The 12,705-nt window shown below is 54.4% G+C and carries 12 protein-coding genes; all 12 read right to left on the bottom strand.

What is annotated here, in order from left to right; translation table 11 throughout:
- Positions 1-47: 47 nt before the first annotated feature.
- Entirely contained in the window at positions 48-851 is an 804-nt protein-coding gene (locus tag B7364_RS13190) for a DUF2189 domain-containing protein (protein ID WP_085340503.1), read from the bottom strand.
- Between the two features lie 21 nt (positions 852-872).
- A complete protein-coding gene (ccoS, locus tag B7364_RS13185; RefSeq protein ID WP_232780910.1) occupies positions 873-1,013 on the bottom strand; it encodes a cbb3-type cytochrome oxidase assembly protein CcoS in 141 nt (46 codons plus the stop codon).
- Between the two features lie 16 nt (positions 1,014-1,029).
- The gene (locus tag B7364_RS13180; RefSeq protein ID WP_269798782.1) at positions 1,030-3,177 is read right to left on the bottom strand and encodes a heavy metal translocating P-type ATPase; all 2,148 of its coding nucleotides are present in this window, start codon (positions 3,175-3,177) and stop codon (positions 1,030-1,032) included.
- 86 nt (positions 3,178-3,263) lie between these two features.
- Positions 3,264-3,767 carry a FixH family protein gene (locus tag B7364_RS13175; RefSeq protein WP_157893699.1) on the bottom strand — a complete coding sequence of 168 codons (504 nt, stop codon included), beginning with the start codon at positions 3,765-3,767 and terminating at the stop codon, positions 3,264-3,266.
- Positions 3,760-5,298 carry a cytochrome c oxidase accessory protein CcoG gene (gene ccoG, locus B7364_RS13170; protein WP_198534246.1) on the bottom strand — a complete coding sequence of 513 codons (1,539 nt, stop codon included), beginning with the start codon at positions 5,296-5,298 and terminating at the stop codon, positions 3,760-3,762. The genes B7364_RS13175 and ccoG overlap by 8 nt, the downstream gene beginning before the upstream one ends.
- A 25-nt stretch (positions 5,299-5,323) precedes the next feature.
- On the bottom strand, positions 5,324-6,193 hold the full coding sequence (gene ccoP / locus B7364_RS13165; RefSeq protein ID WP_085340499.1) for a cytochrome-c oxidase, cbb3-type subunit III: 870 nt from the start codon (positions 6,191-6,193) through the stop codon (positions 5,324-5,326).
- Positions 6,183-6,350 (bottom strand): cbb3-type cytochrome c oxidase subunit 3, encoded by a 168-nt coding sequence (locus B7364_RS13160; RefSeq protein ID WP_085340498.1) that lies wholly within the window; start codon positions 6,348-6,350, stop codon positions 6,183-6,185. The genes ccoP and B7364_RS13160 overlap by 11 nt, the downstream gene beginning before the upstream one ends.
- 10 nt (positions 6,351-6,360) lie before the next feature.
- Positions 6,361-7,104: a cytochrome-c oxidase, cbb3-type subunit II gene (ccoO, locus tag B7364_RS13155; RefSeq protein ID WP_085340497.1), complete on the bottom strand. Its 744-nt coding sequence runs from the start codon at positions 7,102-7,104 to the stop codon at positions 6,361-6,363.
- A gap of 8 nt (positions 7,105-7,112) precedes the next feature.
- Complete coding sequence (ccoN, locus tag B7364_RS13150) at positions 7,113-8,768, bottom strand: cytochrome-c oxidase, cbb3-type subunit I (protein WP_198534245.1); 1,656 nt, start codon at positions 8,766-8,768, stop codon at positions 7,113-7,115.
- Between the two features lie 506 nt (positions 8,769-9,274).
- Complete coding sequence (locus tag B7364_RS13140; RefSeq protein WP_085340495.1) at positions 9,275-10,279, bottom strand: hypothetical protein; 1,005 nt, start codon at positions 10,277-10,279, stop codon at positions 9,275-9,277.
- Between the two features lie 110 nt (positions 10,280-10,389).
- Positions 10,390-11,559 carry an acyl-CoA dehydrogenase family protein gene (locus tag B7364_RS13135; RefSeq protein WP_085340494.1) on the bottom strand — a complete coding sequence of 390 codons (1,170 nt, stop codon included), beginning with the start codon at positions 11,557-11,559 and terminating at the stop codon, positions 10,390-10,392.
- Between the two features lie 46 nt (positions 11,560-11,605).
- Positions 11,606-12,700: an NAD(P)/FAD-dependent oxidoreductase gene (locus tag B7364_RS13130; protein ID WP_232780908.1), complete on the bottom strand. Its 1,095-nt coding sequence runs from the start codon at positions 12,698-12,700 to the stop codon at positions 11,606-11,608.
- Positions 12,701-12,705: the final 5 nt, after the last annotated feature.

Below are 12,705 nucleotides of genomic sequence, written 5' to 3'. Positions count from 1 at the left end.
CCAGGGTCGACAGTCCTTTTGGACTTTGTCTTTGCTTAATCGCGACGCTAACCGGTCGCCTTTTGTACAGTTTCTCCGGTTATGGCTTGATAGCAATGGTAGGTTGCATGTCCGAGCCAGGGAAAGACAATCAAGAGGCCGACAAACCCAGTGGCCAATGATAAAGCAACCAGCATCGCGATGTTAAAGGCAAACGAAGCCATAGCACCCTTGTTACGGGAGACAGCAATCACCGAAACGAGCATCGCCGTCATGGCGTCAACGGGTCGGTTGGCCGCAAGCGGTATCGACACAACCGAGACCACATAGCCAATGGTGGCTAGGGCTGCGCCCACCACTGTGCCAATACTCACCATCATCAGGCCTTCGGGCGTTTGCAACGCAAAATCCAAGAAATCCATATTCCTAGCAGGCTCCCCCGCGCTGCTCGCAAAGGCGAACAGAAAACTGGCAAGCCGTGCCCAAACCATCAAAATCAACATGAGGACAAAGGCGATAATGGCGACTTGACCAGGCGAGACGATACGCGGACGCACAATCGCCTGTAATGTAATGGGCTTACCTAACGCGCGAAGCCGCGAAATTTCGTAACAGCCAATCGCCAGAATAGGCCCAACCAAAGCAAAACCCCCGCAAACGGCAGGCAGAAATCCAAGCATATTAGCCTGCCACAGAACCAGCACCATCCCCCATGCCACCGCCACCGGCACCATGCCGATCAGCATGCCATAACGCCAGGTAGCTTTGAAATCGACCCAACCATCCGCCAGCCAAAGCCAATGTGCGTCTGGCATTAAGCGCACGACTGCGACCCGCTCATTTTCCCCCAAAGTGATCTCAAACTCGCTCATGCGTGCCTCCGGCTTTGGGGTTTAGGGTAAGGGAAAATCATCATTATTGAGGATGCGCATCGCCGCACCCTTTGGATCATCATATTGCCTATTCTTCAGGTTCCACAAAAACGCCAGCAGGCCTATAAGGCCCATAAACAAGGCAATTGGAATCAAAAACATCATTCCATCCATAGCCTTATCCCTCTCTGTTACGATTTGATGCGAGGCGTAGCGCATTAAGCGTGACGATAATGGACGACGACGACATCGCAATCGCCGCAATAAAGGGCGTTACCAACCCGAACATGGCAATGGGCGCTGCGACGAAATTGTAAAGGGCAGCAAACCAGAAGTTCTCCATAACGCGCTTTTTGGCTGCGCGTGCCACATCTATCGCCTCAAGTACGGTACCGAGTTGCTCCCCTTGGAAGACCAGATCGGCCGCCGATTGGCTGGCGTCGGCAGCTGTTCCCGGTGCCATAGAGACAAAAGCTTTGGCGAGTGCGGGGGCATCATTGAGGCCGTCACCTACCATCAAAACCCGGTGGCCACGTGCTTTTAGGTCATCGAGATAGGCAGCCTTCTCGAAGGGGGTCAATTCACCCAAATAGGTCTCAATTGCTGCAGCTTCTGCTACCCGAGCGACAGCACCCTGACGATCACCTGATAGTATGATGGGTTGGAATCCACGCACTTTTAGAGATTGAATGGTGTGAAGTGTATCCGACCGTAGGGTGTCATCGAAACAGAAGCGCACTGGGTCTTGCCCCTGGACACCAAAATACAGCTCTGTTTCTTCTGATTGGGCGTGCTCAACCCCAACCCAAGATGCACGCCCTAAACGGGCTCTCAGGCCACCGAGTTGGGCCTCTACGCCACATCCGGGAACTTCGTGGGCGGCTTCAATGGCGGGGCCAGGTCCTGCTGCGCGTGCGATTGCGCGGGCTAATGGATGGCGAGACGCACGTGCCAACAAGGCAGCTTGGGTAAGGGCCTCGTCGGAGACGCCACCATGTGTGCGCAACTGGGGTTGCCCCAGCGTGAGAACACCAGTTTTGTCAAAAGCGATAAAGTCAATCTCTGCCAGTCGTTCCAAAGCATCGCCCGATTTCAGCAAGATGCCGCGCTTAAACAGCCGACCTGAAGCCACGACTTGCACAGCTGGGACGGCGAGGCCAAGTGCGCAGGGACACGTAATGATCAGAACTGCGCAGGCGTTCAAAATCGCTACCCGTGGCTCCGCTCCAAGCAAGAGCCATGTCACAGCGGTCAAGAAAGCGGCTGTGTGAACAACAGGCACATAGAGCTTGGCGGCCTTATCAGCCCAGCGCACATAAACGCTTTTGCCCTGCTCACCCATGTCAACCAAGCGGGCAATCTCGGCCAGAAAGCTATCGTCGCTACGAGCACTCGCCTGCAAGACCAAGCGCCCGGATAGATTCAAGGCCCCTGCCCTGACTGCTTGGCCTCGGCCGAGCGCTATGGGGGCGGTCTCCCCGGTCAGAAGTGAAAAGTCGGCTTCTGAAACCCCTTCCAGAATGCTTCCATCAACAGGGATCCGGTCACCCGGCATAATGACAAGACGATCCCCGGGCTTGATTTCGCTAATTGCGACACTGGTAGCCATGCCATCCGTGGACAAACGCGAAGCCGTAACAGCCTGCAGTGCCAAGAGGTCGCGTGCCGCTTGGCGCGCCTTCTGACGCAAGGCATGATCCAGATAACGACCGATCAATAAGAAAAAGAGCAACATGGCGACGGCATCAAAATAGGCATGCTCACCACCGCGGAAGGTTTCTATGACCGAAAGACTAGAAGCCAATAAAACGCCCAAAGAAATCGGCACATCCATGTTTGCGCGCCCCTTTTTCAGGGCATTCCACGCACTCTTAAAGAAAGGCATGCCGGAATAGGCAGCAGTAGGCAGCGCGATACAGGCAGATATCCAATGAAACATGGTCCTTGTGCCCTCTTCCATCTCCCCATTGAAATGGGCCGACCAGATCGGCACAGAGAACATCATGATATTCATCGCGGCAAATGCGGCTACCGCCATGCAGATGAGAAGGTGACGCCCCTCCTGATCAATGACCGCTTGGGCTTTGCTGGGATCGAACGGTTGCGCTTGATATCCCAGATCAATCACCCGTTGAACAATGGTGCGCGGATCAATCCGATCATCCTGCCACGCGACGCTGAGGCGGCCGGTCGTAAGATTGAGGCGCGCGGTAGAGACGCTAGGAAGTGCCATCACACCAGATTCAATCTTGGCCAAGCATCCAGCACAGCGCGCACCACGGACCAAGAGTTCAAGCGATAAACCAGTGGCACGATCGTGTTGCACAAAAGCGCGAGGGTCTGCGGCGGCCCCAGAGGTTGGTGGTGGCTCTAACCCAGAGGGACAACCCAAAACGGGTTCTGTGGTGGGGTTTAACGTAGTGATAGCGTTGTCTCCGTTGAGAATTGAGGCGCACCGTCAAGCTGCGCGGATGCCTTAAACTTCCAGCGACCCGGCCGAATTTGATGGATCACAGCGCGATAAATGCCCGGCGCTGTCTCTGTGAAACGCAGAGATTGGTCTTCCTTTTCGTCGGTCGTGCGCCCTATCATCCCCTGAAGACGTGCGCCGCGTAATGGCTGATTGTTGCGGTCTGCCAGGCGCGCCTCTAGCACAGCACCTCCGCCAGTGGGCCGTTCCAATCCCAAGGTCATGGTCCAACCCAGCTCAGCTTGGCGCGCATTTGCCGCCAAAGTCTCATTGAATTTCAAGCCATTGATATAGGCATGATCGGTTTCGCCAGAGAAAGTCTTCAGAGCCAAAACAACGAAAAGACTATTGACCGCCAACATCACACCAAACAGGCCAGCAAACATGGCCAAGACATGCCAACCCGTTAAGCGAAAGGCCTTGGATGGCGCAGCAAGATCAATCATTATCTTCTCTCTCTTCAGATTGGTCCCCACGAATGAAGACAGATTTGGTTTTGGCCAATTCACCATCCTTCAGTGATTGCACTTCAACCATGACCGGCACGGAACGATGCGCAAGCCGTTCGGGGTCTGCCACCACAAACAGGCGGACTTGGGCGACGCGATCAGGTCCCGCGGTCAAGACAATACTATCGTTGACGACTTGCATCTCATTGGCCTGCAACTGCCCGCCTTCCACACCTTTGATGCGGATGCGCACATCCCGACTATGGTCCGCTTTATTCAAGACTTTGACCGTATAGGCATTGCGCACCTGCCCGGTGGAGAGCGGCACAAACAAAGGGGCCCGGTCACGCTGTACATTGACGTCTAATGTCTTGCGCAAGATCAAGCTGCCCAGCATCAGACTACCAATGCCAACAAACAAGCTCGCATAGAATAGAGTGCGCCCGCGAATGAAGCGATAGCCAGACTTTTGACCGGCTTGGCGACGTTCAATGTTTTGAATGGTGTCGTAGGCGATCAGACCTTTTGGCCGATCAATCTTGACCATGATTTCGTCACAAGCATCTATACATAAGGCGCAATTGATGCACTCAATCTGCAGGCCATCGCGAATATCAATGCCGGCTGGGCACGCTGCGACACACTGCCGGCAATCAATACAATCACCGCGGCCTTCCCAGGGGTCATTCTTCTTATGGGGTCCCCGTGGGTCACCGCGATCATAGCGATAGGTCACCGACAGAGCTTCTTGATCCAGCATTGCCGCCTGAATTCGAGGCCACGGACACATATAGGTACAAACCTGCTCGCGCAGAGTTCCGGCGAAAACATAGGTCGTCGCCGTCAAGAGACCAGCAAACACATAGGCCGTCATCGGCGCTTGCAAGGTGAAAAAGCCTGCAAAAAGGGTTGGTGCGTCGTGGAAATAGGCCACAAACCAGCCGCCAGTTGCGAGGGAGATGATCAACCAAACCGCGTGCTTCCCGATCTTGCGCCAAGCTTTATTGAAGTCCCAAGGTTGCTTGTCGAGACGGATACGTTGGTTCCGATCCCCTTCGAACCAATGTTCAACTGCAATAAAAAGGTCAGTCCAAACCGTTTGTGGGCACGCATATCCACACCACACCCGACCAAAGAGGGCCGAAGCGAGAAACAGACCAATCGCCGCTAAAATCAAAAGCCCAGTTACATAATAAAGTTCTTGTGGCCAGATCTCGATGGGCCCTAAGTAAAAGCGGCGCCCTGTAAAGTCGATCAAAAGAAATTGGTCGGGGGCTGACCCTGGCCGGTCCCAACGCAGGAAAGGCACCAGATAGTAGAGGCCCAGTAAGAGGCTAAGGATCAGCCACTTTGTGCGACGCCAAAATCCATGTACCGCCTTGGGGTAAATTTGCTGACGCTTTTCGTAGAGCTCCCGCTGTTGGGCATTGTTCACCGCCACAGCATCCGAGCGGGCTATCCCATGCGCGGCCTCGCCGCTCGCAAAAGCGGCAGGGCCGGGCCGGTCTAGGGTATCCATGACTTTCATGAGACCTCAGGGGTCGCTGGTCGGTTCAAGTGCCGCCACCGAGTGAATGGACGTAAATGGCCAAAGCATCGAGAGTCGCTGGATCAAGCCGTTGCGACATGGTGGGCATCACCCCCCCGCGTCCCAAATTGATCTGGGCGGTGATATCTTGCGCCGACCCGCCATAGAGCCACTCTCTATCGGTCAAATTAGGTGCACCCTGGGTCGGATCTCCTTTGCCCTCAGTTCCGTGGCAAGCCACGCAATTGGCCGCAAACACACTTGCCCCCCGAGCGGCCGCCTTTGCATCGGCTGGTTGGCGTGACAGCGTCAATACATATTGAGTAACATCAGCAATCTGTTGCGGCTCCAACAATTTATCGCGCCCAAACGCTGGCATTTGACTAAAGCGGGTCTCGGGGTGATCGGTGCGAATCCCAGTTTGTAAGGTCGAGCGAATGCCCTGGATCGACCCATCCCACAGCCAAACGTCATCAACGAGACTGGGGAAGCCTTTAGCACCCTGCCCACCTGCGCCATGACAGGTTGAGCAATTTTGGGCAAAAGCAACGCGACCTGATTCCTGCGCAAACTGGAACAGCTCTTTGTTCTTGCTCACCATCTCAATGGGGGTAGCCTGAAGCTGCGCGAACATGGGTGCACGCGAATTGACCAGTTTTGCGACTTCCTGATCCACCTGCTGGCGGTCTGACGAACCCAGCAAGCCCTTTGTATGGCCCGATAGGGTTGGCCAAGCGGGCATTGCCACCCAATAGACCACAGCCCACGCAATACAGGCATAGAAGGTCAACACCCACCAACGTGGCAGCGGATTGTTCAACTCCGTAATGCCATCCCAGGAATGGCCCGTTGTTTCGACACCTGTGATGTCGTCCTTTGGTGTATTATCGGACATGGTCAATATCCTCATTCTCAAGTGGCATACGGGCAGCTCTGTCGAATTTGGCGCGATTGCTTGGCCAAAACACGTACAGGCAGACAGCAGCGAAGATGGCCATGAAGTAAATCATGCCTGATGTTTGGGCGAAGGCGGACAATTGTTCGTAGGACATGGACGCCTCCCTAGCGCAGATTTTCAGCCTTGGTGGGCTCATAGGTTTTAAAGTCGACCATCGTGCCAAGGACTTGGAGATAGGCCACTAAGGCATCCATCTCTGTTACTTTTGATGGATCACCGTCGAAGTCGCGAACCGTGACTTTGCCGCCATAGCGTGCTTGCAAGCCTTCGCTATCGGCATTGGGATCGGCTTGAGCCATAAGGTCGTCTTTCGCATTGTCGATAGCGGCCTGGGTGTAAGGCACACCAACTCGCGTTTGGGCGACAAGATGTTTGTCAACTACATCCTTAATGCCTATCTCTCGGCCTTCGAGGAAAGCATAGGGTGGCATGATGGATTCAGGCACAACCGAGCGAGGGTTGATCAAATGCTGGACGTGCCAAGCATCGGAATACCGCCCGCCGACCCGAGCAAGATCTGGCCCTGTTCGTTTCGAACCCCATTGGAACGGGTGGTCGTACATGCTCTCGGCCGCAAGACTATAGTGACCATAGCGCTCAATCTCGTCTCGCAAAGGACGGATCATCTGACTGTGACACGTGTAACAGCCTTCGCGGATATAGACCCCGCGTCCAGCAAGTTCGAGCGGTGTATAGGGACGGACACCTTGAACTTTTTCAATCGTTTGTTCGATCCGGAACAGCGGGGCGATTTGGACGATTCCACCAATCGAAACCACCAACAAAATCCCAATCAAAAGGATCATGGAGTTGCGTTCGATAATGCCGTGATTTTTGAAAAGCATGATCGTTGCTCCTACTCTGCAGGGACAAGGTTGGGGGTGGTGAAGGACAGCGGCTCTTTTTTGGCCACGGCCCCTTTAATGGTCTGCCACAAGTTATAGGCCATGATGCAGGTACCGATGAGGTAGAGGAGCCCACCAATTGCCCGAACAATATAGGGCAGATGCATGGCTTTAACGGTCTCCACGAAGGAATAGGTCAAGAAGCCAAACTCATTATAAGAGCGCCACATGAGCCCTTGTTGGATCCCCGACACCCACATGGAGGAGATGTAAAATAGGATCCCAATGGTGGAGAGCCAGAAGTGCGTCTCAACCAGTTTCAAGGAATAAAGCCGCTCGCGCTTCCAGAGCCAGGGTGTGAGGGCATAAAGCGCCCCAAACGACACCATGCCGACCCAACCAAGTGCGCCTGAATGCACGTGACCAATAGTCCAGTCGGTGTAATGCGACAGGGAGTTCACAGCCCGAACCGACATGACAGGGCCTTCAAATGTACTCATCCCATAGAAGGCCAGCGAGGCGACGAACATCCGCAACACAGGGTCCGTGCGCAACTTGTCCCAAGCGCCAGACAAAGTCATGAGGCCGTTGATCATGCCACCCCAACTGGGCATCCACAAAATGATCGAGAAGGTCATCCCCAAGGTTTGGGCCCATTGGGGGAGTGCCGTGTAGTGCAAATGGTGAGGGCCAGCCCAGATATAGATGAAGATCAAAGCCCAAAAGTGCACAATCGACAATTGATAGGAGTAAACTGGCCGATTTACTTGTTTTGGAATGAAGTAATACATGATGGCCAGGAAGCCTGCCGTCAGGAAGAAGCCAACAGCATTATGGCCATACCACCATTGAGTCAGAGCATTCTGCACCCCGCCAAACAAGGGGTAAGAAGAGGTAGCAAAAGCTGAGGTTGGCACCGCCAAATTGTTCACCACATGCAGCATGGCGATGGTGACGATAAAGGCTAAGTAAAACCAATTGGCGACATAAATGTGGGGCTCTTTGCGCTTCCACAGCGTGCCAAGGAAGACCAAAAGATACGCCACCCAAACAACCGTTAGCCACAAGTCCACATGCCATGTAGGCTCAGCATATTCCTGGCCCGATGTAACGCCCAACAAATAGCCCGTTGCCGCCAGCACGATGAAAAGCTGATAGCCCCAAAACACGAACCAAGGCAGCATGCCGCCAAACAATCTGGCCCGACATGTGCGTTGAACAACATAGAAGCTTGTCGCCAAAAGCACATTGCCACCAAAAGCGAAGATGACCGCCGATGTGTGCAAAGGCCGCAAACGCCCAAAGTTCAAAAACCCAAAGTCCTTGAAATAGAGCAGCTCTGGGAACGCCAATTGCGAGGCAATCACCACCCCAACCAGCATCCCGACAATTCCCCAAAACGTTGATGCAATCACGCCAAAGCGGACCACCCCGTCACTATAGGTTGCCTGATCGTTTTGCAGTGCTGTAACTTGGGCGGTAAAGACCAAGCCCAACACGGCGAGTATGGCTGCAGCTAGGAAGATCCAGCCATGGACAATCATGCCCAGATCATCGGCATGCGACGTGGCGAAAACCGCCCAAAGCGCAACCAAGAAGGCGACGCCGCACGTAAAGAAAATGTCGAAGCGAGGCATCGCTTTCGATTTGAGTTGAGTTGGTTCCATCGTCAGACAGGCCCCCAGAAGCCAGCACGGTTTATCCGCACTACGGTCACGGATTCGTGATACGCCCTATTTCCACATAAATAAAAGGGTTATTTTGTCGCAGGGTCTGCGCGTCAATTTTGCTGGAATTGGTGCGACTTTTCAGGCATGGTCGCACTCTCACAAACGCGTGAGGAGGCTTTTTATTCCATGCACACGCTTCAAGAAATCAGAGATCTTCCAATAAAAAAGCCCACTCTTTCAATAAGCAATCAGCTCCTCGCTCTGTTGCTTATAGGCGTTGGCAGCCTGTTGATTGGGTTAGGTCCCTATTTATCAGGAACGTCGTACCAGCTTGTCGGTTGGTGTCATCATGGGCAAGGTCTTAGCGCGCAGGGCCTACTCCAAGAGCTCGTTTGGATGGCGCGCCAGCATTGCGCTTATTGTTATCTGGGTGCCGCGATGGTTGGGATTGGCGTGGCAATTGGTCTACAGCGACCCAGTTAGGACGACCATCTTGCTACGTGTCAGATCGGTGTCTTTAGATCGAATCCCGCAGCAGACTCATCACCACTGCCCGCTCTGGATGTGCCCTCTGGAGATAGAATTTCCGCAATGGACTTCATGCCTAGCAGGGATTGGATGAGATCAAGGCCCGCTTCTTCTTGTCTTTGATCGCCTGCCCCATAGAGTTGGGCAAGCATTGTAGGGTTCAGAGCCGCCAAGGATTTCTCGTCGCCATCAGCGACCTGTCCTAACAAACGCATGAAGTCATTTGGCTGACCATTGAAAGACTCATTGTCCATCAGACTTGCCATCAAGCGGCTCGCCATGGCCCGATCAACCGATCCTGCCGCATAGGATTTGGGACCAAACAAATGGGCAGGCTCATCACCCAATTCATGTCGACTAACTGCTGGAACTTGACGATTCGCGGTGGCCCGCAAATTCTCAAGCACTTCTGAAACCGTGCGCTCAGCACCACTGCTTTTGTAAAAGATTGGCCGATTGGCTGCTGCCGCGCTGGGAAATAGGTCGGCGGCACTTGCCCAAGGTCGATCGCGAACGGCATTTACCAATTCAGCCGCGCCCCCAGCGCCGAGAAAATGAGCAGCATAAAGATCACCTGGTTCGGGCTCTTGGCCCGTGCGTGCACGCAAGTAATCAGCATTATCGCCCGCAAACTCAGCAGCCATCAGTGCCGAGATTTTTGGATCATAGCGCAAATCCAAAATTGCGCGTCTCAGACCGGGGTCTGCGACACTGGGTCGTCCATTACTGCCCATTTCGATCATGGCAGCTTCCGCACCCAAACCATGTTTAGCCCCGTGCCGCTTGACCGTTGTAAGCCACGTTGCGTCGAGGAATTGAAACAGGCCCGTAGCACTCGAGGTTTTTGCTTCAGCTTTAGGATTGAGTGAGCTTTCACGCACAGCCGTTGAGAGCAAGAACTGAAAGTCCATACCCGTTGTCCGCGACGCATGAGCAATCGCTTGGCGCACAGGTGAGCCACCAATGGCTTCGGGTGTCACTTGCTTGTCTCCTACAGCCTTTGAGCCGCACTTCGGTCGGCCAGTTCCACAGCGGCAGGATCAGCCAAACATGGTTAAGACTCTCTTAGCATGATTATAAGACACGGAAATCAATAAGATTTTGGTAGACCCAAAACCTTTTCTGCGACGAAGTTTAGAATCATTTCACGCGAAACTGGGGCGATGCGCGCAATCATTGATTCGCGGAACATGCGTTCAACCTGATACTCCTTAGCATAGCCCATGCCACCGTGGGCCAGCACGGCGGCCTCACACGCATGATAACCCGCCTCAGCACCCAGATATTTGGCAGCATTGGCTTCTGCACCGCATTCAAGCCCGACATCAAATAGGGCGGCCGCCTTCATGGCCAAAAGCTCCGCGGCCTCTAGCTCACACCAAGACTTGGCTAGAGGATGGGCAACACCTTGGTTCATACCGATAGGGCGGCCAAACACGACCCGTTCCTTGGCATATTGGGCGGCACGAGCAAGCGCCGCACGCCCTAAGCCAATGGCTTCAACGGCAAACAGCACACGTTCTGGATTGAGACCAGAAAGAATATATTTGAAGCCCTTGCCCTCTTCTCCAATCAGCGCGTCATGGGGAACCTTTAAATCCTCGATAAACAGCATGTTACATTCAACGGCTTTGCGGCCCATTTTGGGGATGGGCTTGGCATCAATCGCAGTGCGGTCGAAATCACAGTAAAACAGGCTGAGGCCATCGGTTGGGCGGGCGGCTTCTTCGCGCGGCGTGGTGCGCGCCAATATCAGGATCTTATCGGCGCGTTGGGCAGACGTCGTCCAAATCTTGCGGCCTGTAATCGTATAGCCTTCATGGGTGCGCACCGCTCGCGTGGTGATGGCGGCGGTCTCGAGGCCCGCATTTGGTTCTGTTACCGCAAAACACATTTTGTGTTCGCCAGTGATCAGTTTTGGCAAATAGGCTTGTTTTTGTGCCTCGGTCCCGAATTTCTCGATCGGCTTTGGGCCAAAAATATTCAGATGGATCGCCGAAGCTCCCGAAAAGCCAGCCCCAGATTGCGCCACCGTCTTCATCACAATGGCGGCCTCGACCAAACCAAGCCCGGCCCCGCCATAGGCTTCCGGGAACGCACACCCTAGCCAGCCACCATCGGCCATATCGGCAACAAAAGGCTCTGGAAACCGGCCCGTTTCATCTGTTTCAGACCAAAATGCATCATCATATTTGGCGCAAATCCGGCCGACGGCTTCTTCAATTGCACGGTGCTCTTCATTCATTTCAAAGCCGCTCATAGTCTTCATCCCCCGTGCATTTGTCCGGACATTTAGGTCGCGCCTTTTAACTGGAAAAGCGCATGGGTGCCAAGAGGCTCGTTAAGTCCTGGTCCAGTGTTCTGCCAGATATAAGCTGGCTGATATAGCTGCCAATAGCGGGGGCCAGCAGCCAGCCATTGCGATAGGTTCCCGTAGCCAGAAAGACGCCCGCTTGGCTGGTGGCACCGACCAGCGGCCGAGAGTCAGGGGTGGCCGGGCGAAGGCCTGCCCAAGCCTCGACAACGGGTGCTCTTGCAACCGAGGGCAACAGCGCTTTGGCTTCTGCCAAGAGAACCAAAATAGGATCGACATCGACTGTGGTGTCTGCCAGTGCCAGCGGGTCCGAGGTTGCCCCGATCACCAAGCTCCCCTGCCGCGAAAGGAAATAGAGACGACCTGCGCGTAGGATGGGGCTTGATAAGTCCGCATGCGCAACACGTAGCATTTGCCCTTTCACCGGGCGGAGTGCGCTCGTGATTGGCACTGAGTCCGCCAAGCGTGCCGCACCAAAGCCGTTTGCCAAAATGATTCGATCAAATTCAAGCTTGGTACCACTGGTCAACTCAACCCAGTTTGGGCCGATTTTTTGCGCTTGGCCTTGGACAAATTCGCCACCGAGAGACTGAAAGAGGGTGGAAAGGCACTTCAAGGCCGCCCGCGGCTCTAGAGCCCGTTCATTCGGTGCCTCGAAGGCGGCCATGGCATTGAGTGCTTTGGGAACGTTTGCGGACCTGACTTCCAGCCCATGGGCTGCCGCGCGGATAGCAAGTTTCTCCAGCGCATGGCATTCACCGTCGCCGCGCGCGAGAAAAAGTGTAGGGCTTTGCAACGCAATATCACCTGCTTTCGCAAGCTCTAGCCAAAGAGCAGCACTTTCCATCGCAAACTGAAGATAGGCATCTGGGCAAGCCGGGTCTGCGGCCATTTCATAAAGTGGGGCCAGCATGCCACCAGAAGCCCAGCCTGCGCCCCTGACGCCTGAATCAAGTATTCTGACCTGAAGCCCATCCTGTAACAGCCGAACGCCTGCACACAGACCGACTGGACCCGCACCTACAATCAGAATCGAAGCTTGAGAGTGCAGGATCATGTGTTCGGCTGTATCATGGGGAAGGCTCAACCCTC

It is taken from the genome of Aquidulcibacter paucihalophilus, from assembly GCF_002105465.1.
GTDB lineage: Bacteria > Pseudomonadota > Alphaproteobacteria > Caulobacterales > Aquidulcibacteraceae > Aquidulcibacter > Aquidulcibacter paucihalophilus.
Note: the sequence above shows the minus strand (reverse complement) of the source record. Positions and strands in the feature narration are given on the sequence as shown.